General features: G+C 61.8%; 23 protein-coding genes. 10 read left to right on the top strand and 13 right to left on the bottom strand.

The annotated features are described in order from the left end of the window. Positions 1-38 precede the first annotated feature (38 nt). A complete protein-coding gene (locus ACI3GR_RS05925) occupies positions 39-1,829 on the top strand; it encodes a methyl-accepting chemotaxis protein (RefSeq protein ID WP_407493158.1) in 1,791 nt (596 codons plus the stop codon). A gap of 78 nt (positions 1,830-1,907) precedes the next feature. Here the strand turns inward: ACI3GR_RS05925 and ACI3GR_RS05920 are convergent, their stop codons facing one another. Together ACI3GR_RS05920 and ACI3GR_RS05915 are read right to left on the bottom strand one after the other, a co-directional pair. Further along, the gene (locus tag ACI3GR_RS05920; protein WP_407493157.1) at positions 1,908-2,585 is read right to left on the bottom strand and encodes a class I SAM-dependent methyltransferase; all 678 of its coding nucleotides are present in this window, start codon (positions 2,583-2,585) and stop codon (positions 1,908-1,910) included. A 133-nt stretch (positions 2,586-2,718) separates the two neighbouring features. Then, entirely contained in the window at positions 2,719-3,612 is an 894-nt protein-coding gene (locus ACI3GR_RS05915; protein ID WP_407493156.1) for a DMT family transporter, read from the bottom strand. A gap of 140 nt (positions 3,613-3,752) precedes the next feature. Between ACI3GR_RS05915 and ACI3GR_RS05910 the strand changes: the two genes are divergently transcribed. After that, on the top strand, positions 3,753-4,448 hold the full coding sequence (locus tag ACI3GR_RS05910; protein WP_407493155.1) for an SDR family NAD(P)-dependent oxidoreductase: 696 nt from the start codon (positions 3,753-3,755) through the stop codon (positions 4,446-4,448). Between the two features lie 68 nt (positions 4,449-4,516). Here ACI3GR_RS05910 and rpsI read toward each other — a convergent pair whose 3' ends face one another. Further along, positions 4,517-5,017 (bottom strand): 30S ribosomal protein S9, encoded by a 501-nt coding sequence (gene rpsI / locus ACI3GR_RS05905; RefSeq protein WP_407493154.1) that lies wholly within the window; start codon positions 5,015-5,017, stop codon positions 4,517-4,519. A gap of 3 nt (positions 5,018-5,020) precedes the next feature. Further along, positions 5,021-5,482 (bottom strand): 50S ribosomal protein L13, encoded by a 462-nt coding sequence (gene rplM, locus ACI3GR_RS05900; RefSeq protein WP_407493153.1) that lies wholly within the window; start codon positions 5,480-5,482, stop codon positions 5,021-5,023. Positions 5,483-5,762: 280 nt separating this feature from the next. Here rplM and ACI3GR_RS05895 point away from each other — a divergent pair, with 280 nt between their 5' ends. Continuing rightward, on the top strand, positions 5,763-6,251 hold the full coding sequence (locus ACI3GR_RS05895; protein ID WP_407493152.1) for an LptM family lipoprotein: 489 nt from the start codon (positions 5,763-5,765) through the stop codon (positions 6,249-6,251). 163 nt (positions 6,252-6,414) lie between these two features. Here the strand turns inward: ACI3GR_RS05895 and ACI3GR_RS05890 are convergent, their stop codons facing one another. Further along, positions 6,415-6,849, bottom strand: coding sequence for a PaaI family thioesterase (locus ACI3GR_RS05890; protein ID WP_407493151.1), 435 nt, complete (start codon positions 6,847-6,849; stop codon positions 6,415-6,417). A gap of 58 nt (positions 6,850-6,907) precedes the next feature. Between ACI3GR_RS05890 and ACI3GR_RS05885 the strand changes: the two genes are divergently transcribed. From ACI3GR_RS05885 to gluQRS, 4 genes are all read left to right on the top strand, one after another. Beyond that, a complete protein-coding gene (locus ACI3GR_RS05885; RefSeq protein WP_407493150.1) occupies positions 6,908-7,693 on the top strand; it encodes an enoyl-CoA hydratase in 786 nt (261 codons plus the stop codon). Positions 7,694-7,844: 151 nt separating this feature from the next. After that, a complete protein-coding gene (locus ACI3GR_RS05880; RefSeq protein WP_407493149.1) occupies positions 7,845-9,158 on the top strand; it encodes a cytochrome-c peroxidase in 1,314 nt (437 codons plus the stop codon). 51 nt (positions 9,159-9,209) lie between these two features. Then, positions 9,210-10,586, top strand: coding sequence for a methylenetetrahydrofolate--tRNA-(uracil(54)-C(5))-methyltransferase (FADH(2)-oxidizing) TrmFO (trmFO, locus tag ACI3GR_RS05875; protein ID WP_407493148.1), 1,377 nt, complete (start codon positions 9,210-9,212; stop codon positions 10,584-10,586). Positions 10,587-10,891: 305 nt separating this feature from the next. Continuing rightward, positions 10,892-11,764: a tRNA glutamyl-Q(34) synthetase GluQRS gene (gluQRS, locus tag ACI3GR_RS05870; protein WP_407493147.1), complete on the top strand. Its 873-nt coding sequence runs from the start codon at positions 10,892-10,894 to the stop codon at positions 11,762-11,764. Here gluQRS and hisI read toward each other — a convergent pair. Then, a complete protein-coding gene (gene hisI, locus ACI3GR_RS05865) occupies positions 11,754-12,110 on the bottom strand; it encodes a phosphoribosyl-AMP cyclohydrolase (protein WP_407493146.1) in 357 nt (118 codons plus the stop codon). The genes gluQRS and hisI overlap by 11 nt on opposite strands. Before the next feature lie 87 nt (positions 12,111-12,197). Here hisI and ACI3GR_RS05860 point away from each other — a divergent pair, with 87 nt between their 5' ends. Together ACI3GR_RS05860 and ACI3GR_RS05855 are read left to right on the top strand one after the other, a co-directional pair. Beyond that, on the top strand, positions 12,198-12,650 hold the full coding sequence (locus ACI3GR_RS05860; protein ID WP_407493145.1) for an iron-sulfur cluster assembly scaffold protein: 453 nt from the start codon (positions 12,198-12,200) through the stop codon (positions 12,648-12,650). Between the two features lie 63 nt (positions 12,651-12,713). Beyond that, positions 12,714-14,129 (top strand): methyl-accepting chemotaxis protein, encoded by a 1,416-nt coding sequence (locus ACI3GR_RS05855; protein WP_407493144.1) that lies wholly within the window; start codon positions 12,714-12,716, stop codon positions 14,127-14,129. Positions 14,130-14,320: 191 nt separating this feature from the next. On the opposite strand, the gene ACI3GR_RS05850 is transcribed toward ACI3GR_RS05855, so the two are convergent. The 5 genes from ACI3GR_RS05850 to sciP all read right to left on the bottom strand — a co-directional run bounded on the left by ACI3GR_RS05850 (position 14,321) and on the right by sciP (position 19,957). Continuing rightward, the gene (locus tag ACI3GR_RS05850; RefSeq protein WP_407493143.1) at positions 14,321-14,443 is read right to left on the bottom strand and encodes a hypothetical protein; all 123 of its coding nucleotides are present in this window, start codon (positions 14,441-14,443) and stop codon (positions 14,321-14,323) included. Positions 14,444-14,540: 97 nt separating this feature from the next. Beyond that, positions 14,541-16,625, bottom strand: coding sequence for an ATP-dependent DNA helicase RecG (recG, locus tag ACI3GR_RS05845; RefSeq protein ID WP_407493142.1), 2,085 nt, complete (start codon positions 16,623-16,625; stop codon positions 14,541-14,543). A 1-nt stretch (position 16,626) separates the two neighbouring features. Beyond that, positions 16,627-18,738 (bottom strand): NAD-dependent DNA ligase LigA, encoded by a 2,112-nt coding sequence (gene ligA, locus ACI3GR_RS05840; RefSeq protein ID WP_407493141.1) that lies wholly within the window; start codon positions 18,736-18,738, stop codon positions 16,627-16,629. Between the two features lie 112 nt (positions 18,739-18,850). Next, positions 18,851-19,567, bottom strand: a complete 717-nt coding sequence (ctrA, locus tag ACI3GR_RS05835) for a response regulator transcription factor CtrA (RefSeq protein ID WP_407493140.1) — start codon at positions 19,565-19,567, stop codon at positions 18,851-18,853. A 117-nt stretch (positions 19,568-19,684) separates the two neighbouring features. Beyond that, positions 19,685-19,957 carry a CtrA inhibitor SciP gene (gene sciP, locus ACI3GR_RS05830; protein ID WP_407493139.1) on the bottom strand — a complete coding sequence of 91 codons (273 nt, stop codon included), beginning with the start codon at positions 19,955-19,957 and terminating at the stop codon, positions 19,685-19,687. A gap of 132 nt (positions 19,958-20,089) precedes the next feature. On the opposite strand from sciP, the gene mnmA reads away from it, so the two are divergent. Next, positions 20,090-21,232 carry a tRNA 2-thiouridine(34) synthase MnmA gene (gene mnmA, locus ACI3GR_RS05825; protein WP_407493138.1) on the top strand — a complete coding sequence of 381 codons (1,143 nt, stop codon included), beginning with the start codon at positions 20,090-20,092 and terminating at the stop codon, positions 21,230-21,232. Between the two features lie 130 nt (positions 21,233-21,362). Here mnmA and lpxB read toward each other — a convergent pair whose 3' ends face one another. Next, positions 21,363-22,502 carry a lipid-A-disaccharide synthase gene (gene lpxB / locus ACI3GR_RS05820; protein WP_407493137.1) on the bottom strand — a complete coding sequence of 380 codons (1,140 nt, stop codon included), beginning with the start codon at positions 22,500-22,502 and terminating at the stop codon, positions 21,363-21,365. Next, positions 22,502-23,314 carry an LpxI family protein gene (locus tag ACI3GR_RS05815; protein WP_407493136.1) on the bottom strand — a complete coding sequence of 271 codons (813 nt, stop codon included), beginning with the start codon at positions 23,312-23,314 and terminating at the stop codon, positions 22,502-22,504. The genes lpxB and ACI3GR_RS05815 overlap by 1 nt, the downstream gene beginning before the upstream one ends. Positions 23,315-23,316 lie beyond the last annotated feature (2 nt).

Raw genomic sequence — 23,316 nt, 5'->3', positions numbered from 1 at the left:
GCGAAAGACAGGTCAGACTTGATATGGCGGACCCAGTGTTGACCGATACATCGAATTCTTCCAAACGCCCGAAACGGGTGTTCACTCCGGAAACCCTTGGCGAACGGTTTGAACGTCATCGTCGGTTGGCGATGCGGATCGTGGCCTATATCGCCATCGGCTCTCCACTGATCGTCGGGGCTTCTGCGCTTATGGCGCAGACGGGCATGTTCTGGATGGCGCTGATCGGGGCGCTGATGATGTCGGGGCTGGCCGGGCTGGGCCTTGTCATGAAAGGGAAGCCGGCGCGCATCGTCGTGGCGCTGGCGCTGATCGGTCAGGTCATCATGCTGACGGCCGCACTGCGCGGTCATCCGATGCAGCCAGATATGCACATGGTGTTCTTTGTCGCGCTGACGGCCATTGCCACCTATGCGTCAAGGCAGGCGATCTATGCCGCGGTGATCCTGACGGCCGTTCATCACGTATCGATGATCCTTATCGCACCACAATTCGTATTTCTCTCCAGTGACTTGGCTTTCAACTTCACCCGTGCGGCGGTACATGCCGTAACGGTTGTTCTGGCATCAGCCAACCTCGCCCTGATCGTCTATGTCCGACTGGCACAGACCGCGTCGGCCCAACGCCATGCGGCCCGGCTGGAAACGGCCATGAACGACGCGCAGGAAGCACTGGCCGAGGCTGAGGCCCAGAAGGCAGAGGCGGAAAAAGCTCAGGCCAATGCCGCCGCCGCGCTGGCTGACGCCGCCAAGGCGCAAAAAGAGGCTGAAGAGGCGCTGATCGCTTCGCGCCGCAATGCCGAAGCCGCCAAAGCCGCTGATCTTGCCGCGGCCAAACTGCGCGAAGATCACGACCGCGAAGTGTCTGAAATGCTTGATCTTATCAGCGTGAAACTGGCTGGCCTCGCCTCTGGTGACCTGCGCGTGCGGATTACGGAACCCTTGCCCGACGTCTATCAACGGCTTGGCGACGTCTTTAACGAGGCGGTCGATAGTCTTGAGGTCACGCTATGTGACGTCCTGGCAGAGGCCGAGTCGATTCAGGCTCATTCCCGCGACATCTCCAACACGTCCGACAATCTGGCCAAGCGGATCGAGGATCAGTCGCTGACCCTGACGGATATCGCGGCCTCTCTGCGGCAGATGACATCGCTGATCGCGGGCGTGGCGGATGATACCAAGGGCGCGCGCTCACAGGCAGAAGGGACGCGGGAACAGGCAGCCAGCGGGACAGAGATTATGGGCCGCACCGTGACGGCGATGGACGCGATTGAAACCTCATCGACCGAGATCCGGAAGATCATCAGCGTCATCGAAAACATCGCCTTCCAGACCAACCTGCTGGCCCTGAACGCCGGCGTCGAAGCTGCGCGCGCCGGCGACGCTGGCCGTGGCTTTGCCGTCGTCGCAACAGAGGTCCGCGCATTGGCACAACGTTCCTCGGACGCGGCAAGCGAGATCGACAACCTCATCAATTCGTCGGTCACGCAGATCAGCGATGGTGTGCGACTGGTCAAGGAAACCGGGACCGCGCTGGATCAAATCCAGACCTCGGTCAACGATATCGCCGAACGCATGAACACGGTCGCGGCCAGCACAGGCGAACAATCATCCGGTATGAAGGGCGTTCACCAGTCGATCTCGGAATTGGACAACGTCACGCAGGAATTTGCCTCTCGCTTCGAAGAAACCACTGCGGCCAACGCGGTACTGTCTGAAAACGCCCGCAGGCTCAGCGAACTGGTCAGCCAGTTCAGCGTCGGCAATCGCGGCACATCCGTGAAGACCACGCAGCCCCCGCAACGACCGGATGCCGTGGCGGCGGAATAGCGACGCCTTCTGGAACGATGGTTCTGCAAGGCGTGGCTGGCGCGGTCGTGCCAGCCTCTGATAGGCAATCCCTGCCCGTCAGCTTCGCCCGAAGGTCAGCACCTTCTCTTTACGCACAAAGCCGTCGGCGCTTTGCCAATCGGCGGCTTTGAAGGTGTCGAACAGAATTCCGCTGCTGAAGGTTTCCGAACAGATCAGCATGACATCGACCTCCGGGTATTTCACCGCGATCGTGTCCATGACACCCTTCCACCAGTGGGGTTTGCGCACGGTGATATGGGCGTTTTCGCCATTTGGCAGCAGGGCCGCGGCTTCGTAACAAGCGACGTTTACGACCAGTAGATGCTTGGCGAGGGTAAAAAGCTCCTCGACCACGTTCGGCACATCCGACAGGTAGATATGTTCCAGAACGTCCATGCAGACCACGCCGTCCGACGGGACCTTGTTCATCAGGTTTCGCGCGGGCTCAAAGGTTGTCACACTGTCGATCCCAAAGAACTCTTTGGCTGACAGGCCGCTGTCGGGATCGAATTTTGGCGCGTCCCAATTGGATCCGCCGCCACCATAATCCAATACCGTCTTGATCCGGTCGTTCGACAGTACCTTCTTGCAAACATTGCGGAATTTCTGCAGCTCAAAGTCATTGTAGACGTTTGTCACCTTGGCCCCGCTTTTACGCGTATAGCCGTTGACCGCCATATCCTCGTACAGCTTGATCAGGTCCTGTCCCTTCTGGGAAAGCTCTAGGTGTGTCATTGCAAGGTCCACTCGATTGTCCGCGGCCCGGCCGCTGTTTTCAGGCAGTAAGCGGGGCGACAGCGGACCCTGTCAAGCCAAGCGCCCTGCCCGGCCCGGCTTCGCCCGACGCCTGATGCAGGTGGGAAACGCCTTAGGGCTGCTGGATTTGCTTGCCGCGCCAAAAGATAAAGAGCCCCGACAGCATGATCAGGACAGAGCCGAGGATCATCGCGCCCGTCAAAGCTTCGTTAAACACAAGGATGCCGAGCGCGATGCCAAAGATCAGCCGGGTGTATCGAAACGGCGTCACGGCAGAAACGTCGCCCGTGCGCATCGCCTTCATCAGGCTGCCGTAGGCCGTCACCCCCGCCAGCACCGCGCCAAGGATCGTCAGCAAAAGGGTTATATCCATCGCCGCGACCGATGCGCCGGACCACAGCAGGATCACCGCACCGGCCACCACGACCGATAAAAACCCATAGAAGCCAAGGATATAGGTGCTAAGCGATGCGGGCGCGGCGCGGCTGGCCAGATCGCGCCCGGCAAAGCCTAGCATCCCCCCGACTGCCAAGATCGAGAGGGCGGAAAAGCTGCCGCCACTGGGCTGGATGATGACCACCACGCCCACAAGGCCGACAAACACCGCCGTCCACCGCCGCCAGCCGACCCGTTCGCCAAAGATTACCGCCGCGCCGGCCACAACCACCAAGGGCGTGGCCTGCAGGATCACTGTGGCGACCGACAAGGGGATCAGCGCGATCGCCAAGGCATAGAAAAGGCGGCCGAAAATCTCAAAGAACACGCGCCAGCGCATCGGGCGCGACAGAACCTCTGGCGTATACAGCGGCTGGCCCTTCCATATCGCCAGCGCCGCAAAGACCAGCGCGCCGCCCGCCCCGAACAGCATCAGGATTTGCCCCAAGGGCAGCGTCTGCGCCGCGGCCTTCAGGAACATATCTTCGACCGCAAAGCCCGCCATCGACCCGATCATCCACAGGCTGCCGAATAGGTTTGCCCTGCCGGGGTCCAAAATCTGCGTGGTCATAGGGGGTCCGATGTATTGCGTGATAGGCGTTGCCTGTCCGCGCGTTTAGGCGGTGGCAAGGATACGATGTCAAGATACGTCGCCGATTGCTGCCGCGGGCACAGCCGGACATAGTGGACCAACCCTAGCGGAGGAAGCCCATGAAAAAGGTTGTTCTTGTCACCGGAGGTGCGCGCGGCATCGGGCGTGCCATCGCGTCGGATATGTCGCGCGATCATCTGGTCGCCATCACCTACAACACCACGCAGCCCGACAGCCCCCCGCCCGGTGGCATGGCCATTCAGTCCGATCTGACGGCACCCGGGGCCACGGATCGCGTCGTGGCGCAGGTGATGGAGCGGTTTGGACGCCTTGATATCATCGTGAATAACGCAGGCCTGGTCGAGCCGACGCCGAAAGAAGAATTCGACACCGCCACTGCGGCCCGCATTCTGGATATCAACCTGATCGCCCCGCAGGCCCTGCTGTCCTCGGCCCTGCCACATCTGACACCGGGGGCGGCGGTAGTGAATATCTCTTCGATGAACGCATGGTTGCCGCCGCGCAATGCCGCAACCTACGGGGCCAGCAAGGCGGCGCTGAACCTCTGGACCAAGGCGATGGCCAAGGAACTGGGGCCGCAGGGCATCCGTGTGAACGCCGTGGCCCCCGGTGCCACCAACATCCCCGAAGCGCCGCGCCCTCAGGACTTGACCGATCTGTTCGTCAAGGACGTCGCCCTTGGCCGGATCGGAGAGCCGGAGGATATCGCCCGCGCCGTCCGGTTTCTGGCCAGTGACGACGCCAGCTATATCACGGGTGAGGTACTGACCGTGTCCGGAGGCTACCGGCTGTAACGCGCGCCCCTGACAAAGCAAAAGGCCACCCCGAAGGATGGCCTTTCGAATTCGTATATCCGTAGCGATTAACGCTTGGAGAACTGGAAGCTACGACGGGCTTTGCGGCGGCCGTATTTCTTACGTTCCACAACGCGGCTGTCGCGGGTCAGGAAGCCAGCGGCCTTCAGCGAGCCACGCAGCGACGGATCGTACAGCTGCAGCGCCTTGGAGATGCCGTGCTTAACCGCGCCGGCCTGACCGGACAGGCCACCACCGGTGACGGTTGCCATTACGTCGAATTCGCCTTCAACACCGGCAACGGTGAAGGGCTGGCGCAGGATCATCTGCAGAACGGGACGAGCAAAGTATTTGTTCATCTCTTTGCCGTTCACGGTGACCTTGCCGGAACCCGGCTTGATCCAGACGCGTGCGACGGCGTCTTTCCGTTTACCAGTTGCGTAAGAACGGCCCAGCTCGTCACGGACGGGCTCACGGGGGGCTTCGGGTTCTGCTGCGGCTGCAACACCACCGATATTCTCGGTCACGGTGCCTTTGAGCTCTTCGAGCGAATTGATCTGGTCAGCCATCTATCAGCTCCGCGTGTTCTTGGAGTTCAGGGATTTAACATCCAGCACTTCGGGCGCCTGCGCCTCGTGGGGATGTTCGGCACCGGCGTAGACGCGCAGGTTGGTCATTTGCTTGCGGGACAGGCGGTTGCCCGGCAGCATGCGCTTGACCGCGGCGGTCACGACACGCTCGGGGTACTTGCCTTCCAGCAGCTCGCCCGCGGTGCGGTTCTTGATGCCGCCCGGGTGGCCAGTGTGCCAGTAGTATTTCTTGTCGGTGCGCTTCTTGCCAGTCATCTGCACCTTTTCGGCGTTGATGATGATGACGTTGTCGCCCATGTCCTGGTTCGGAGTGAAGGTGGCCTTGTGTTTACCACGAAGGCGCATGGCAACGATCGACGCCAGACGGCCCAGCACCACGCCTTCGGCGTCGATGATGATCCATTTCTTGTCGATGTCTGCCGGAGTAGCAGAGAAGGTTTTCATAGCGGGTGCCCTTTGGAAAATGGCAGCCCGGACGGTTTGCAGCCATCCGGGCGAATTGATGGGCGGGTTATACAGTGTCGCGCGGGCCAGTCAAGCGCGCGTCATTCGAATATTCCAAGCAAAATCAGTTACTTGAAAAATAGGTATTATTTTACCCCACTGACCTGCCCCGCTCGTAGCGGCCCCTATGCAACATCCCATGAAATTTCCCGAAGGTCACTTGGTTTACCCATACGCGTCTGTATACATGCCTGAAAAATAAGAGCTTCACAGGCAAACCATGCAAGTCGTTCCCCTTCTGACCTTCGCGGGTCTGATGGCGTTGGCAGGTTGCGGCTATACCGGCCCGATCTACTTCACGCCACCGGCCAGCCAGTTCGCGGTACAGGTGCCCTCACCCGCCGCGCAGGCGCGGGTGCAGAACTACGTCCATGCCGAGGTGATCACCCTGCTGAACGGTGCGCCGGTCCAAGGTGCCGTCTGCGGGCTGAAATCGACCGAAGTTGACAGCGGCTTTGTCACGCCTGCGATGATCGACCTGCCCGTCTATCACCGCCCGCCGCCGCCCGCGACGCTGACATGCACCTATGGGGAGTATCAGGGGATCAAGATGATCCACGCCCAGAAGGTCGCCGAGGTCCGGGCCGAGCCTGATCCAAGATCGGTCGAAATGCTGGTGTCGCTGTTGTCGAATGCGGTGGCGGATAGCCTGAACATGTGGACCTATGCCCGCCGCGGCGACCAGATCGTGGTTGAGCTGAGGTCGTAAGAGGCAATCTTGAAAGCCGAGATTATGGAAAATTCCTCGATCTTATGTCCCGCCCGGCGGCAACGCCGGGCCGCGCCGACCCGCCCCCATGGGCGGCGCGATTGCGCCACCCCGGGTCGGTCGCGGCCCTGATCTCTGCATCAAACCCGTTCGACAAATCTCCTCACCGTTCTGGCGGGATCGAATAGGTCATCGTCGACCGCGCCACCGGTTTGTCATCCCCGTCGGAATACAGCAGCACATCCCCCACCGCCAGAACACGCCCTAATTTCAACAGGGTACATTCCGCGATCAGGTCGGTGTTGGCGACCGGTTTGCGCATGAAATCCAGCGAACAGCTTGTGGTAACAGCCAGACCCTTTGGCCCGATCATCGCCAGCACGCCCAGATATACCGCCACGTCCGCCAGCGCGAACATTGACGGGCCGGACACGGTGCCGCCGGGGCGCAGGTGGCGGTCCTGAACGACCAGCCGGACGCGGATGCCCATATCGCGGACCTCTTCCACGGCGAAATCCTTGTGAACCTGCGGAAATTCGCGTTCTAGAAAAACCGTAAGATCCTCGGCGGACATGACAGGCATCTGCGTATCGGGCATCTGCTTTCCTCCTCTTAACTTCCGTCTTAGAGTTCTTGAAAGATCGGGGAGGTACAAGATGGCAATTCTGGAACGTCACGACACGGGCCGTGTGGCGCACCTGCGCATGAACACGCCGGAAAAGCTCAACGCGCTAAGCGACGCCATGCTGGAAGAGCTGCGTCAGGCGATGGAAACCCTGCGCGATGACGATGGCATCGGCGCGGTGATCCTGTCGGGCGAAGGCAAGGCCTTCTGCGCGGGCCACGACCTGAAGGAAATGCAGGCTGGGCGTCAGGCCGAAGATGGCGGCGCGGCCTATTTCGCGGACCTGTTCAAACGGTGCAGCGCCGTGATGCGCGCCATCCGCACCCTGCCCCAGCCCGTGATCGCCATGCCCCACGGCATCGCCACCGCCGCCGGATGCCAGCTGGTCGCCACCTGCGACATGGCCGTCGCGGCGACGGGCACGCGGTTTGGCGTGAACGGCGTGAACATCGGGTTGTTCTGTTCAACGCCCATGGTCGCCCTGTCGCGCAATATCACGCGCAAGCAAGCGTTCGAAATGCTGACCACAGGCCAATTCATCGAAACCGACCGCGCGATAGACCTGGGGCTGATCAATCGCGCCGTCCCCCACGACCAGCTACAGGACGCCACGATGGAGCTGGCAGAGACCGTGGCCTCCAAACTCTCGGCCGCGGTGAAGATCGGCAAGGAAGCCTTCTACAACCAGATCGAAATGCCGGTGGATGAGGCATACGCCTATACCGGCGACGTGATGGTTCAGAACATGATGCTGCGCGATACCGAAGAAGGAATCCGCGCCTTTATCGAAAAACGCCCGCCCGATTGGGCGCAATAACGGGCGATACAACCGGGCCAGGCCATGGAAATGCCCGCTTGCCAGAGAGTTACGCGGTTGTTTCCATAATTGCGCCACAGAATTGACAAGCGAATGTTTGCGTCGGTTTCTTGGTTAAGGTAAAGTTTAAGCACCTTTTAAAAGGTCCGATATGCGATTTTGGGTCACCGCCGGCACGCTGTCTCTCCTGGCCTCTCTCTCTCAGGCCGCCGACTTACCGAATGCGGTGACCCACGCGGACTTCCCGCCCACTGATCCTGACCTTGTCCTGCTTGGGCGTGATCTGTTCTTTGACCCGATCCTGTCGGGCAATCGCAACATCGCCTGCGCAACCTGCCACCATCCCTCCTTGGCCTCTGCCGATGGGATGTCACTGGGGCTTGGCGAAGGGGCCGTGGCGCTTGGTGCTGACCGGCACGTCGATCCAACCAACGCCCCGCAGAACCGCATCCCCCGCAACGCGCCCGCGTTGTTCAACCTAGGCGCCTATGAATTCACGGTGTTTTTCCACGACGGCCGCGTTCAGACCGATCCTTCTGCCATGTACGGCGTCAAGATGCCCGCCCATGCGGAATTGGAGCGGCCCGTGCCATCCCCCCTCGCCGCACAGGCGCTGATGCCGCCCACCAGCTTTGACGAAATGGCGGGACAGGACGAAGAAAACCCCATCTCGGTCGCGGCGCGCGACAAATCCTTTCGCGGCATTGGCGGCGTCTGGGACCTTTTGTGCAAACGCATCGAAGAGGTGCCGGACTATGTCGCACGGTTCGAAAAACATCTGAACGGCCGCAAGCTGCATTTTACCGACGTCGCCCGCGCGATTGCCGAATTCCAGACCTATGAGTTTCAGACTATCAACAGCCCCTTCGATCACTACCTGCGCGGCGATCACTTTGCCCTGACCGACCAGCAGAAGGCGGGGATGGAGGTGTTCTACGGCGAGGGCAACTGCGCCTCCTGCCACTCAGGCCCGTTCCAGACCGACCATTCTTTTCATGCCATCGGCCTGCCGCAGTTCGGCCCCGGCAAGGAAGAAGGCTCTTACGCTGACAAGGGCCGGATCGCGGTGACGGGCGATCCCGAAGACCGCTATCGCTTTCGCACCCCATCGCTGCGGAATGTCGCGATTACAGGGCCTTATGGTCACAACGGCGCTTATTCAGACCTCGCCTCCATGGTCCGGCACCATCTGCAACCGATCCGGTCACTGGCCAGCTACGACCGGGGTCAGGCACGCCTGCACGACGTGTCAGTTCAGGCGGACGATTGGGGCGCCATGGACGATTTTGACGAAGTGATGCGCATCGCAGAGGCGACAGAAATCGCCCCGGTGAATTTGACCGACCAACAGATCGATGACCTGCTGGCCTTTCTCGACGCGCTGACCGATCCGCAGGCCATCACCGGCAAACTGGGCGCGCCTGACAGCGTGCCGTCGGGCCTGCCCATGGATGCGCTGAACTAATCGCAGGTCTCGCCCCTTCCCAAAGCGCAGCAGATCCCCTACATCGCGCGCATGTCCCAGACCTCTGATACCCCCGAATTGCACATCGTCGGCGGCGGCATGGCCGGTTCCGAAGCTGCCTGGCAGGCCGCCCAGATGGGCGTGCCCGTCGTGATCCATGAAATGCGCCCCAAGGTCGAAACCTTTGCGCATAAGACCGGCGATCTGGCTGAAATGGTCTGTTCCAATTCCTTCCGCTCGGACGACGACGAACAGAACGCGGTTGGCCTGTTGCATTGGGAAATGCGTCAGGCGGGCGGGCTGATCATGGAAATGGCGGACACCCATTCGCTGCCCGCGGGCGGTGCGCTGGCGGTCGACCGCGATGCGTTTTCGGCCGGAGTGACAGAACGGCTGCGCGCCCATCCGCTGGTCCGCGTGGTGGATGACGAGGTCACCGCCCTGCCCGACGACGGCCACTGGATTTTCGCCACTGGCCCGCTGACATCTGCCGGGCTGGGTCAGGCGATTGCCGAAGAAACCGGTAAGGACGCGCTGGCGTTTTTCGATGCCATTGCGCCGATCGTCTATGCCGACAGTCTGGATATGGACGTGATCTGGGCGCAGTCGCGCTATGACAAGGGCGAGACGGAAGAGGAGCAAAAGGCCTACCTCAACTGTCCGATGACCAAGCAGCAGTACGAAGATTTCATCGACGCGCTGCTGGCCGCCGAGAAGACCGAATTCCACGAAGGCGAAACCGCGGGCTATTTCGACGGCTGCCTGCCGATCGAGGTGATGGCCGAACGCGGTCGCGAGACGCTGCGCTTTGGCCCGATGAAGCCTATCGGGTTGACCAATGCGCATAAGCCTGACGACAAGCCTTACGCTGTAATCCAGCTGCGTCGCGACAACGCTTTGGGCACGCTTTACAACATCGTCGGCTTCCAGACCAAGATGAAGTACGGCGCGCAGACCGAGGTGTTCAAGCGCATCCCCGGCATGGAAAACGCGCGCTTTGCCCGGCTGGGCGGCATCCACCGCAACACCTTCCTGAACTCGCCCACCTTGCTGGACAACCAGATGCGCCTGCGCTCGCGCCCGCATATCCGGTTTGCCGGTCAGATCACGGGCGTCGAAGGCTATGTCGAAAGCTCTGCCATGGGGCTGCTGGCGGGCCGTATGGCCGCGAACCAGATCCTTGGCCGTGACCTGCCGCCGCCGCCGCCGGAAACGGCCATGGGCGCACTGATCCACCACATCACCGGCGGGGCCGATGCGAAGACCTTCCAGCCGATGAACGTGAACTTCGGCCTCTTCCCGCCCTTGGATGGCGTCCGTGGCGGCCGCAAGGGCCGGAAAGAGCGGTACAAAGGCTATACCGACCGCGCGAAAGAACTGTGGGTCGACTGGCTCGCAGGCGCCTCTGCCACCCCGGAAACGGTCTAAACCCCACGCAACTTACGCAGTAAGTGAAAATAGCAAAGCCCGTCAGCACATTGCTTTGGCGGGCTTTTTTTTAGGGCCATGCTCTACCGCCCGCGCGCCGTCCAGCCCTTCATCTTTCCAAAAATACTCACGGCGCCTCACCCGCCGTCGCAGCAAAGTTCAGGCAAAGGCTCCGATCAATTCCGTCTTCACCCACCCATCGGTCCATGACATCATACGCGCCGTCCACCACCGGATGCAGATACTCAACCAACCTCACGCATAGAGTCTGAAACAGACTTAAACCATATGAAAAGACATAGCTTTTGTCGCGAATAACCCGCTTTGCCCCGTCCCCCACCGGCCCGCTGCACTTGGGCCACGCGTTTTCCGCGTGGGAAGCCGCGCGGGTGGCGGGTGACGACGGCACTTTCCTGCTGCGGATCGAAGACATCGACCAATCCCGTGCCCGCCCTGAGTGGGAGGCGCAGATTTTTGACGACCTGACGTGGCTGGGGCTGAGTTGGCCCACGCCCGTTCTGCGACAGTCCGACCACCTGCCGCGATACCGCGACGCGTTGGAACGGCTGTGGGATGACGGGCTGCTCTACCGCTGCACCTGCCGCCGGAAAGACATCGAAATGGCGCTCAGCGCGCCTCAGGAGGGCGTGGCGCCTGCGTTCGGCCCCGATGGCCTGATCTACCCCGGTACGTGCCGTGAGGTCGGCAGGCCCCGCCCAAATGAGCCGCGGCCCGACGATGCGGTCCTGCGGCTCGACATGGGGCGCGCTGTGGCCAAGACGGGCGACCTGTGGTTTCAGGAGGACGGCACGGGCCCCAACGGCGAAACGGGCCGCATCTCCATACCCGCCGATCAGATCGTTCAAGCCACGGGCGACATCATCCTCGCCCGGCGCGATATGGGTACGTCATACCATCTGTCGGTCGTTGTCGATGACGCGGTGCAGAAGATCACCCATGTCACCCGCGGGCAGGACCTGTTCGAGGCGACGCAGATCCATTGCGTGTTACAGACCCTGCTGGACCTGCCGCGTCCCATTTACCACCACCATCGCCTGATCCGGGACGAAAACGGCAAGCGGCTGGCCAAGCGGGATGATGCCCGCGCCATCGCTAAGTATCGGGAAGATGGTCTAAATCCCGCAGACTTACACCGTATGGTTGGGCTCAGGCCATAGGCGCCATCAGCTCGACCTCTTCCCCGTCGCGCACGGCGGTATAGAAACACGAGCGGCGGTTGGTGTGGCACGCAGGCCCCGTCTGACGCACGATCATCAACAGGCAGTCGCGATCACAATCAACCCGCAGGTCGATCAGTTCCTGCACATGCCCGCTGCTTTCGCCCTTGATCCAAAAGCTTTGGCGCGAGCGGCTCCAATAGGTCACGCGGCCCGTATCTAGCGTCTTTTCAACGGCTTCCCGGTTCATCCAGGCCATCATCAGCACCTCGCCCTCCTCGTCCTGCGCGATGGCAGGGATCAGGCCTTGGGCATCAAATTTCAACGAAGCGGGATCAAAGCGCATGGGCGCATCCTTTCCAAACCGGGTCACGGGGTCTATCTAAGGGCTATGTAACGGCATCAAAGCCTAGGCACCACCGGGGACGACCGCATGAGCACCGAGAGTGATCTGATCAAACTGTACTCAGACCGTATTCTGGCGCTGACCACGAATATCCCGCATCAGGATCGGTTGGACGACCCGATGGCGACCGTCAAACGGCGCGCGCCTTTGTGCGGGTCGACCGTGACGGTGGACGTGGTGATGGACGACGGCAAAGTCAGCGCCTATGGGCAGGACGTCAAAGCCTGTGCCCTGGGCCAAGCAGCCGCCGCTGTGGTGGGTCATGCGGTGATCGGCGCGACAGCAGATCAGATCGTCGCGGGACGTGACGGGCTGAAGGCCATGCTTAAGGAAGATGGGCCCACGCCGCCTGCCCCCTTTGACGGGCTAGAGGTGCTGCGGCCTGCGAAGGATTACAAGAACCGCCACGCTTCGATCCTGCTGACGCTCGAGGCGCTGAGCGAGGCGATGGAGCAGATCGACCAGAGCCGCACGGCTTAATCCGCTTAACCTCCTGTTTCTTATTTGCGTTTATGTCGGTCCTGCGAACATAGGACGGACTTGATGCATCACGAACCAACCGGGATCCGTGGCACCCGCCTGACGGATGACAGTGCCGCGCTGAACCGCGTGGCGCAGAATGCCTCGACCCTTGGTGGCGAAATCGTCGACGTGGCCGGGTTCCTCGACCAGCTAGAAGCGCAGACAGGCGACCAGATGCGCGCCCTGCGTCAGCTGCGTGAAGGGGCTGGGCAAGTCGTGCAGATGAATGCCAGCTCCATGGAAACGCTGGCGTCGATGTCCGAAAAGATCTCCTCCACGCTGGAAAAACTGCAACATGCCAATGGGTTAATGTTGGATGCGGGCGAACAGACCGGCGCGATGATCGGCTGGATCAATTCGATCGACGAACGCTCTCATGCGGTTCAGGGCACGCTGGACGCGGTCCAGACATCAAACAACCAGATCGCCGATATCGCCCAGCAGGTGAACATGCTGGCGATCAATGCCAAGATCGAAGCAGTGCGCGCGGGCGATACCGGCAAAGGGTTCGCTGTCGTGGCCGACGCGATTAACGAACTGTCGCATCGGACCGGCAAGGCGGCTGAAGACATTTCCGACAATATCACCGCACTGATCGACTGGATTTCGACGCTGCAGCAGGAATCCGGCACGATGAACGCGCGGGCGGGCCAGATGCAGGACATCAGCGGACGCAGCCGTGACGCGCTGGACACGGCGCTGGCGGATATGCAGGCCAGCCACCAGCGCACCGGAATGATCAGCCACGACGCGGCACAGGCTGACGCGGCGCTGAAGGATTTCCTGCCCAATATCGCGGCGCTGGATGCATCGGTCAAAGACGGCGTGACCGGCGTCCTAGAGGCGCACAGCCGGGTGTCGAAACTGGTCGATACCTCCGAAAAAATGGTGCAGGATTCGGTGTCCCTTGGCGGCAATCACGGCGACGCGTTGTTTATCGAGGCGGTGCAGGATCGTGCAAAACAAGTCTCTGACATGTTCGAAAAAGCGTTGCAGGACAAACGGATAAGCTTGGCAGACCTGTTCGACAGCAATTACCGGACTGTCGTGAATACCAATCCAACGCAGGTGACGACGCGGTTTACGCGCCTGACTGACATGGTACTGCCCGCCATTCAGGAACCGGTGCTGGATCTGGATCGCCGTGTCGCCTTTTGCGCCGCGGTGGACCGCAACGGATATCTGCCGACGCACAACCGCAAATTCTCTCATCCCCAGTCGGATGATCCGGTCTGGAACACCGCGAATTGCCGCAACCGCCGCATCTTTAACGACCGCGTCGGGTTGAAGGCCGGGCGCAATACGGCCCCCTTCCTGTTGCAGGTCTATCGCCGCGACATGGGGGGCGGATCGTTCGTTCTGATGAAAGACGTCTCGGCCCCGATTATTGTTCAGGGGCGGCACTGGGGCGGCATGCGTCTGGCCTATACGTTCTGAAAAAAGAACCGCCGCACATCCTTGGGGGGATGGCGGCGGAAGGTGAGCAATCTTGCGTGGGACACCGGCCTGTCAGACCGGGGATGAGGCAACCCGGTGAATAGGACAGGCAGTCGCAGCTACCGCACGGGGATGCGGGACAGGCCGGACGCTAAATTGCAGGGCAGAATAGTGGAATTCGTGATGTGGCCTTAGGCCAGACCGGGAAGATGCAGCGCCCCCAGCAGCAGGATGACCAGGGCGGCAGCACCGGCCAGATCTTCGATCAGCGTGGCGCGGGACCGGCGGGCGAGAGTGACAATCTGGCGGATCATTGTGATGTTCCTGTCTGGGTTAACTTTGTTGCCCCTTTGTTCTCATACCCTCACGAGCCTGTAAAGAACTTTTTAAGAACATTTGAGAACAAAAGTGCTAACCTACTGAAATCAGACGAATAGCTTCGTCCTGCCCCATCAGCCACAACAGGGTCCGCGCGGCCCGTCCACGGTCCGATTCCAGCGTTGGATCGCGACTCAGCAGCGTTCGGGCGTCGGATTGCGCGATGGCCATCAGCCCCTGATCCCGTTCCAGGTCCGCCACCCGGAACCGGGGCAGCCCCGATTGCGCCGTGCCGATCATGTCGCCCGCGCCCCGCATCTCCAGATCCGTTTCCGCGATTTTGAACCCATCCTCGGTTTCGCGCATCAGGGTCAGCCGTTTGTTGGCCGTTTCCGACAGCCCGGGGCGATACATCAGCAGACAGGTCGCCTGCTGATCGCCCCGCCCCACGCGACCGCGCAGCTGGTGCAATTGCGCCAACCCAAAGGTTTCCGCCTGTTCGATCACCATTATCGAGGCGTTAGGCACGTTCACCCCAACCTCGATCACCGTGGTGGCGACCAGCACCTGTTTGCGGCCCGCGACAAATTCCGCCATGGCTGCGTCTTTGTCGGATGGGGGCATCTGGCCGTGTACCAGCGCCACGACATCATCGCCAAGCGCCGCGCGCAGGCGTTTGAACCGTTCCTCGGCGGCGGTCAGGTCCACCGCTTCGCTTTCTTCAACCAAGGGACAAACCCAATAGGCCTGCCGCCCTTCGGCCACGGCGCGACGCAGGTGGTCCACCACCTCCTCCATGCGGGCAGACGATACCATCGCCGTCTTGATCGGCTTTCGGCCCGGCGGTTTTTCATCCAGCACCGACACATCCATGTCGCCGTATTGCGCCAAGGCCAAAGACCGCGGGATCGGCGTCGCGGTCATCACCAGCACATCGGCCTGCGCGCCCTTTTTGCCCAGCAACAGCCGTTGCCGCACGCCAAAGCGGTGCTGTTCATCCACGATCGCCAGCCGCAGGTCGTGGAATATCACGTCGTCTTGGAATACCGCGTGGGTGCCTAAAAGCACGTTAATGCGGCCCGAGGCGAGGTCAGCCAGCTTGGCCGCGCGGTCTGCGCCACGGTCCCGGCCTGTCAGGATTTCGACACGCACGCCAGCGGCTTCGGCCAAAGGTTGAATGCTTTCAAGGTGTTGGCGCGCCAGAATTTCGGTTGGGGCCATCATGACGCCCTGCCCTCCGGCCTCGACCGCGATCAGCAGTGCAAGGACCGCGACCAGCGTCTTGCCCGCGCCCACGTCACCTTGCAGCAGCCGCGACATGCGGGTTTCACCCGCCATATCGGCCGCAATCTCTGCCACCGCGCGATTCTGCGCCCCGGTCGGCTGATATGGCAGACTTTTCAACACCTTATCGCGCAGTTGGCCAGTGCCCGTGGTGCGCCGCCCCTTGGCCTTGCGCGTGCGCGCCCGCGCCAGGGCCAGCGTCATCTGATGCGCAAAAAGCTCATCATAGGCCAGACGCGTTCGCGCGGCATTCAGAACATCCGTTTCGTCATTTGGAGAATGCGCCTCTGCCAAGGCCTCGCGCCAGCGGGGCCAACCGCGTTGCGCCACCAACTCCGGGTCGATCCATTGTGGCAGATCAGGTGCACGATCCAACGCTGCCGCCGCGGCCTTACCCATCGCCCGCTGCGTAACCCCATGAGTTAACGGGTAAACCGGCTCAAACTCCGGCAGGTCACCGGCTTCGTCCAATGGCAAAACGTGGTCAGGATGGACCATCTGTGCGACGCCATCGAAGGTCTCCAGCTTTCCCGAAACGATCCTTCTAGAGCCGACGGGCATCAGCTTTTTCACGTAATCACCGCGGGCATGGAAGAAGACGATCGGGAAATCCTCGGCCGTGTCTTCGACCAGCACGCGATACGCCCCGCCCCGGCGCGCGGCGGGACGATGGGCGGTCACCGTCACCTCGACCGTGACGATACCGGGGATCGGCGCGCCCTTGATCGTATCCCGGCGGCGGCGGTCGATGACCCCGTGCGGCAGTTGAAACAATAGGTCACGTGGCGCGAAAACCCCAATCTGTTCAAGGTGTTTCGCGGTTTTCGGCCCAACGCCCGGCAAGGTCTGCACATCGGCGAAAAGCGGAAACAGGATCTCGGGCCGTTGCGCCATGTTACGCGCCGATGAGGGCGATCCAGCCGTCCTCGTCCAAGGTCTCAATCCCCAATTCGGCAGCTTTCTTGGCCTTCGACCCTGCCCCCGGCCCGGCGACCAACAAATCGGTTTTGGCCGAGACTGAGCCTGAAACCTTGGCCCCAAGCCGTTCGGCCTGCGCTTTGGCTTCGGCGCGGGTCATTTTCTCTAAAGTGCCTGTAAAGACGACGATTTTTCCTGCAACGGGGCTGTCCGTGACGGCGATCTGCTGCGCGTCTTGAACGGTCAGATGCGCGATCAACCGGTCGATTGAGGCACGTTCCGCGGGGTTTGAAAACGCGGCCGTCAGCGATGTGGCCATGACCTCTCCGACGCCGTCGATGCCGGTCAAATCCTCGCGCGCTGGCCCCGGTTCCGCCGCGTCGACCAGCCCCTGTTCCAGCGCGTCCCATGTGCCGTAATGCGCCGCGATCAAGGCGGAGGAGCTTTCGCCGACGTGGCGGATGCCAAGCGCGAACAACAGTCGGGCCAGAGGAATTATGCGTTTATCCTCAATAGCTTCGAACAGTTTCGTGGCGCTTTTTTCGCCCCAGCCTTCACGATTTTTCAGCGTCTGCAGGCCAGAGCCGTAGCGGTCGCGCAGCGTGAATATATCGGCCGGCTCCTTGATCCAGCCGTCGTTATAGAAAGTTTCGACCTGTTTCGCGCCAAGCCCGTCGATGTCAAACGCGGCGCGAGAGACAAAGTGTTTCAGCCGTTCAACCGCCTGCGCGGGACAGATGACGCCGCCTGTGCAGCGGCGGACGGAATCGCCGGGTTCGCGGATCGCGGGGCTGCCGCATTCGGGGCATTCTGTCGGGAATTCATAGGGTTGCGCATCATCGAGCCGCTTGGTCAGGTCCACGTCGGCGACCTTGGGGATCACGTCCCCAGCCCGGTAAACCTGCACCCAATCGCCGATGCGGATGTCTTTGCCGCCACGGATGTCTTCGCCACGGCTGTCACGGCCCGCGATGTAATCTTCGTTGTGCAGCGTGGCGTTCGATACGACCACGCCGCCGACCGTCACGGGCGTCAGGCGCGCGACGGGGCTTAGCGCGCCGGTGCGGCCCACCTGAATGTCGATGGCTTCCAGATGAGTCCAGGCCAGTTCGGCGGGAAACTTATGTGCCAGCGCCCATCGCGGGGTGGTGGACCGGCTGCCGAGGCGCTGTTGCAGCGCAAGATCGTTCACCTTGTAGACCACGCCGTCGATGTCATAGCCAAGCGTGGCGCGCTGCGCCTCGATCCTGCGGTAGTGGTCCAGCATTTCTGCCGGAGATTTACACAGGCGCGTCAATGGGTTGGTCTGAAACCCAAGCGATTGAAGGCGTTGGATGGCGTCGTATTGGGTGTCGGCCAAGGGGGCAGACAGATCACCCCAGGCATAGGCGAAAAAGCGCAGCGGGCGGGATCGGGTGATTTCCGCATCCAGCTGGCGCAGGGATCCGGCCGCGGCGTTGCGCGGGTTTGCAAAGGTCTTGCCGCCGCGTTCGGTCTGGCGGGCGTTCAGGGCGGCGAAGTCTTCGTGGGACATATAGACCTCTCCGCGGACCTCCAGCACGTCGGGCGCGTCGGTCAAAGTCTCGGGAATATCGTCTATTGTCAAGGCGTTGGCCGTGACGTTTTCGCCCACTGCACCATCGCCACGGGTGGCTGCGCTGACCAGTTTGCCGCCCTCATACCGCAGGGAGAGACTTAGCCCGTCGATCTTGGGCTCTGCCGTGAAGGCCAGCGGGGCGTCGGGGCCTAGGTTCAGGTAGGATCGGACGCGGTCGTCGAATTCGGTGATGTCTTCGTCGTCAAAGGCGTTGGCCAATGACATCATGCGCACCACATGGGTGATCTTGCTGAACCCCTCTGCCGGGGCGGCGCCGACCTGATCGGACGGGGAATCAGCGCGTTTGAGGTCGGGGAACTGCGCCTCTATCGCGGCGTTGCGCTGTTTGGCGGCGTCGTAGTCCGCGTCCGAAATCTCGGGCGCGTCCTCTGCGTGATAGGCCGTATTGGCACGCGACAGGTAATCAGCAAGGCGGGCCAGTTCTTCCTGAGCCTCTGCCTTTGTCAGTGTGTCGACGGCTTTTTCGGTCACCTGCGCCCCCTGTCCCTGCAGTTCACCCTGCGATGAGAAAGAGATAGGCGGCAGCGGCGGGAGGGTCCAGCCTTCTGTGTTCCCTGCCGTCGCTTAGACCGTTCTGCGCAGCTTAGGCGCTGATGGCGATGCGCTGATCGTCCATTTCATCCGGATGCGGATCGCGCAGCACGTAGCCACGGCCCCAGACCGTTTCGATGTGGTTGTCGCCGCCCGTTGCGGTGGACAGTTTCTTGCGCAACTTACAGATGAAGACGTCGATGATCTTCAGTTCCGGTTCGTCCATGCCGCCATAGAGATGGTTCAGGAACATTTCCTTGGTCAGGGTCGTGCCCTTCCGCAGGCTGAGCAGTTCCAGCATCTGGTATTCCTTGCCGGTCAGATGCACGGCCTTGCCGCCAACGTCCACCGTTTTGGCGTCCAGATTGACCGAGATCTTGCCAGTTTTGATGATCGACTGGGAATGACCCTTGGAGCGGCGGATGATCGCGTGGATACGAGCAACCAGTTCTTCGCGGTGGAAGGGTTTGGTCATGTAGTCGTCGGCGCCAAAGCCGAAGCCCTTGATCTTGTTTTCCGTGTCGTCCGCACCAGACAGGATCAGGATCGGCGTGTCGATCCGGGCCAGACGCAGCTGGCGCAGGACCTCGTGCCCGTTCATGTCGGGCAGGCCAAGGTCCAGAAGGATCAGGTCGTAATCGTACAGCTTCGCTAGATCGATCCCTTCCTCACCCAGATCGGTGGTATAAACATTCAAATTCGCATGGGTCAGCATCAATTCGATGCTTTTCGAGGTAGTGGGATCGTCTTCGACGAGCAGTACACGCATAACCGACATCTCCATCAGGTTCTGATTACCAGGTTAACTTGCCCCCAAATGGTTAACGGAGGATTACCCACCCGGACAATTTTTTCAACAACTCAAAGTTGTTCTTTTCGTGGCAAGCTACCTGAACTTCTGAACTGCTGTCGCTTTCAGCGCTTCTTCCCCGTGCTGGGACACGGCCCAGACCCATTCCTTGAATTCATCGGCGCTAAGGCCGTACCGCTCCAGCGCTTCTTCCTGCGTGATCAGCCCGTGCATCACGCCCTTGACCACGGCCGCCTTGCGCGACGCGACCCAACGGCGCGTGTCTTTGGGCGGCAAATCCGCCTGTGTCATGATCGTGCCGTCCGGCAGGTTGATAGCCCTTGGCCCCGAGATTTTCTTAAGGTACATCGCGTCTGACCCTTGTTCATCGGCGCCATCCTTGCGTGATGAGCTTAACGGCGAGTGAAATCGCGCCATGGAAAATGCTCGCATTTTCGCTTAATGTCGTAACCTTTCGTCAATCAGGATCAGGAGGCCGCCATGCCACTGGATCAAAAAACTGAGTTGAATTCGCTTGGATTCGCCAAGCCGCCTTCGGAAACGCGGGTGGTCGTGGCGATGTCGGGCGGCGTGGATTCGTCGGTCGTGGCTGCGATGCTGGCCGAAGAAGGCTATGACGTCGTGGGCGTGACGCTGCAGCTGTACGATCACGGCGCGGCCCTTGCAAAAAAGGGTGCCTGCTGTGCCGGTGTCGATATTCACGACGCCCGCCGCGTGGCCGAAGAAATGGGCTTTCCCCATTACGTTCTGGATTACGAGAACATCTTCAAGGATGCGGTGATCGATGAGTTTGCCGACAGCTATCTGGCAGGCGCGACGCCTGTGCCCTGCATCCGCTGTAATGAGCGCGTGAAGTTCAAGGATCTGCTGGAAACCGCCAAGGATCTGGAGGCCGATTGCATGGCCACGGGTCACTACATTCAGCGGATGATGGGCGAAAACGGCCCCGAGCTGCACTCCGCGGCGGACGCGAATCGGGATCAGAGCTATTTCCTGTTCTCCACCACGCCCGAACAGCTATCTTATCTGCGCTTTCCGTTGGGCCACCTGCCCTCCAAGGCGGCGACGCGGGAATTGGCGGCGAAATACGGGCTGGCGGTGGCAGACAAGCCCGACAGTCAGGACATCTGCTTCGTCCCCGACGGCAACTACGCCGCCGTGATCGAAAAGCTGCGCCCCGGCGCGGCGGATCCGGGCGATATCGTCGATGTTGATGGCAATGTTCTGGGCCAGCACAAGGGCGTGATCCACTACACGATCGGCCAGCGCCGGGGTCTGGGGATCGGCGGTCTGGCGGATCCCTTGTACGTCGTGAAGCTGGATGTCGAGGCACGGCAGGTCATCGTCGGCCCGAAAGAGATGCTGGCGACCCGCACGGTACCGGTGCGCGAGATCAACTGGATCGGCGACGGGGCGTTTACCGATATGGCCGAGCGCGAGATCTCGGTCCGCGTCCGGTCTACCCGTCCGCCGCAAGAGGCAATCCTGCGCCCGATCTCAGCCACCGAAGCGACGGTCGAGCTTATGACTGCCGAAGAAGGTGTCTCTCCGGGGCAGGCTTGCGTGTTCTACGAAACGGGCGGCACGCGCATCTTGGGCGGCGGCTGGATCTGGAAGGGCTGAGGCGCATTTGGCGACGACTGGGGGCTGTCTGCCCCCAGACCCCCGAGGAATATTTATCGGACCAAAGAAGATAAGGGCGCTGGTCCCCTGTTCATCTTTCCCAAAATACTCCCGCCGGAGGCATCCGACGTCAGAGCTTGTCCAGAACGGCGCGGGCGGCGCGCAGGCCGGGGGGGTCTTCCCCCTGCCCCAAACGCTGCATGGTCAGCGCCATCGCCTCTTCCTGTGCTTCTGGCGCGTCCAACAGGCTAAGAGCTGCCGGGGCGATCTGATCGGCGGTACAGTCGGGGCCGAGGAATTCGGGCACAGTTCGGCTGTCGGCGACGTGGTTCACCAGCGTGACGGTGTCTGTGATGGCCATGCGTTTGATGAGCGCAAAGCTGAGCGGGTTCATCCGGTAGGCAATCACCATGGGCGTGCGCGCGGCGGCCAGTTCCAGCGACACGGTGCCGGAGGCCGCGATGGCGATGTCGGCAGCGGCGAAGGCCGCGCGCTTGGTGGCGGCATCCGTCGCGCCGGTGTCCAGGATCAGCGGTTTGACGGGCCAGTTCTGTGTCAGATCGCGGACCAGGTCCGAGACGGCCTGCGCCGCTGGCAGGACGAACCGTAGGTCCGGGCGGGCGGCGGCCATGCGGGCGGCCGTGTCGGCAAGGACAGGGGCCATGCGTGTGACCTCTCCGACCCGCGATCCGGGCAGCAGCAGCACCAGTGGGGCGTCGGTAAGGTCATGCGCTTGGCGGAAGTCTTGGGCGTTCTGGTCCGTGGCGACGGGTTGCGCGACGACCGGGTGGCCGACGAAATCGCAATCAACGCCCGCAGCCTGCATCAGGGGCGGTTCAAACGGGAAAAGCGCCAGCACCTGATCGATCACGCCCACCATCTTTTTCGCCCGCCCCGGACGCCAGGCCCAGATCGTAGGGGCCACGTAGTGGACGGTGCGGATATTGCTCGCCTCTTTGACCAGCCGCGCCACGCGCAGGCAGAAATCGGGGCTGTCGATGGTGATGACGACGTCTGGCTTTTGGCTCAGGATCGCGTCTGCGGTTTCCCGGATGCGGCGTTTGAGGTGGAAATACTTGGGCAGCACTTCGGCGATGCCCATGACCGACAATTCCGACATGGGGAACTGGCTTTGCAGCCCCTCGGCGGTCATCAGCGGGCCACCGATGCCCGAGAACCGGACCTCTGGCGCCAATTGCTTCAGCCCCGCCATCAGCGCCTGCCCGAGCGCGTCGCCCGAGGGTTCGCCCGCGATCAAAAAGACCCGCATCAGGCCGGGTCCGCGATGAGGAACAGCCCCGTATCCTTCAACGCCGTCAGCAGCGTGGGCCTGTCGATCAGCAGCACCTGCCCGGCGGCAATGGCGATGCCTGCCAGCCCGGCGGAATGCGCCGCGCGGACCGTGTCGGGGCCGATGGCGGGCATGTCGACGCGCAGGTCCTGCCCCGGCTTGGGACGTTTCACCAGCACGCCGCCGGATTTGGGACGCAGATGCGCGGGCGTTTCGGTCACGAAGCGCAGCAGCGCGTCGGTGCCTTGCAGCGTTTCCACCCCTAGGCAAAGCCCGCCTGCCACCACGCAGGCCTGCCCCACATCAACGGGGCCGAGGGCGGTCAGGATGTCCTGTGCGCGGGTGATGTCGGTGCGGGCGCGGTCGTCGGGCTGCGGGCCTGCGACAAGGCCTGCGGCAGCGGTCAGGTCGGGCAGCAGCTCATGTGCGCCGATCACCTCAAACCCTTGTTCTTCGAAAATCGCGATGACGAGGCGCAGCAGCGCGTCGTCGCCGCCCTGCATGGCCTGCAGGATCCGTGGGGCCAGCGCCATCATCACCGGATCAAGCTGCGCGGGATCAAGGGCTGGGCGCGACATGGCGCCGGCCATCACCACTCGGGTGACCTGAGCATTGCGCAGCGCCTCGAACAGCCCCCCCAGCTTTTCGACGCGGTGGCGGGTCAGCCGGGCCTCGTCGATCTGGACCTCTGCGCCCTCAAACGCGATGCAGGTGGCCTCTGGCAGTGCCTCGGCCAAGGCACGGGGCAGACCGCCGCCGCCCGCGATGATGCCGATGCCGTCGCCAGCCATGT

It is taken from the genome of Pseudooceanicola aestuariicola (genome assembly GCF_045763785.1).
Lineage (GTDB): Bacteria > Pseudomonadota > Alphaproteobacteria > Rhodobacterales > Rhodobacteraceae > Pseudooceanicola.
The sequence above is the reverse complement of the archived record's forward strand: the minus strand, read 5'-3'. Positions and strand labels throughout refer to the sequence as shown.

Bases quoted from the DNA above. Each gene is read 5' to 3' on its own strand.
- ACI3GR_RS05920 (WP_407493157.1), bottom strand. From the start codon at position 2,585: ATGACACACCTAGAGCTTTCCCAGAAGGGACAGGACCTGATCAAGCTG.
- ACI3GR_RS05915 (WP_407493156.1), bottom strand. From the start codon at position 3,612: ATGACCACGCAGATTTTGGACCCCGGCAGGGCAAACCTATTCGGCAGC.
- ACI3GR_RS05910 (WP_407493155.1), top strand. From the start codon at position 3,753: ATGAAAAAGGTTGTTCTTGTCACCGGAGGTGCGCGCGGCATCGGGCGT.
- rpsI (WP_407493154.1), bottom strand. From the start codon at position 5,017: ATGGCTGACCAGATCAATTCGCTCGAAGAGCTCAAAGGCACCGTGACC.
- rplM (WP_407493153.1), bottom strand. From the start codon at position 5,482: ATGAAAACCTTCTCTGCTACTCCGGCAGACATCGACAAGAAATGGATC.
- ACI3GR_RS05895 (WP_407493152.1), top strand. From the start codon at position 5,763: ATGCAAGTCGTTCCCCTTCTGACCTTCGCGGGTCTGATGGCGTTGGCA.
- ACI3GR_RS05890 (WP_407493151.1), bottom strand. From the start codon at position 6,849: ATGCCCGATACGCAGATGCCTGTCATGTCCGCCGAGGATCTTACGGTT.
- ACI3GR_RS05885 (WP_407493150.1), top strand. From the start codon at position 6,908: ATGGCAATTCTGGAACGTCACGACACGGGCCGTGTGGCGCACCTGCGC.
- ACI3GR_RS05880 (WP_407493149.1), top strand. From the start codon at position 7,845: ATGCGATTTTGGGTCACCGCCGGCACGCTGTCTCTCCTGGCCTCTCTC.
- trmFO (WP_407493148.1), top strand. From the start codon at position 9,210: ATGTCCCAGACCTCTGATACCCCCGAATTGCACATCGTCGGCGGCGGC.
- hisI (WP_407493146.1), bottom strand. From the start codon at position 12,110: ATGCGCTTTGATCCCGCTTCGTTGAAATTTGATGCCCAAGGCCTGATC.
- ACI3GR_RS05860 (WP_407493145.1), top strand. From the start codon at position 12,198: ATGAGCACCGAGAGTGATCTGATCAAACTGTACTCAGACCGTATTCTG.
- ACI3GR_RS05855 (WP_407493144.1), top strand. From the start codon at position 12,714: ATGCATCACGAACCAACCGGGATCCGTGGCACCCGCCTGACGGATGAC.
- ACI3GR_RS05850 (WP_407493143.1), bottom strand. From the start codon at position 14,443: ATGATCCGCCAGATTGTCACTCTCGCCCGCCGGTCCCGCGCCACGCTG.
- recG (WP_407493142.1), bottom strand. From the start codon at position 16,625: ATGGCGCAACGGCCCGAGATCCTGTTTCCGCTTTTCGCCGATGTGCAG.
- ctrA (WP_407493140.1), bottom strand. From the start codon at position 19,567: ATGCGTGTACTGCTCGTCGAAGACGATCCCACTACCTCGAAAAGCATC.
- sciP (WP_407493139.1), bottom strand. From the start codon at position 19,957: ATGTACCTTAAGAAAATCTCGGGGCCAAGGGCTATCAACCTGCCGGAC.
- mnmA (WP_407493138.1), top strand. From the start codon at position 20,090: ATGCCACTGGATCAAAAAACTGAGTTGAATTCGCTTGGATTCGCCAAG.
- lpxB (WP_407493137.1), bottom strand. From the start codon at position 22,502: ATGCGGGTCTTTTTGATCGCGGGCGAACCCTCGGGCGACGCGCTCGGG.
- ACI3GR_RS05815 (WP_407493136.1), bottom strand. From the start codon at position 23,314: ATGGCTGGCGACGGCATCGGCATCATCGCGGGCGGCGGCGGTCTGCCC.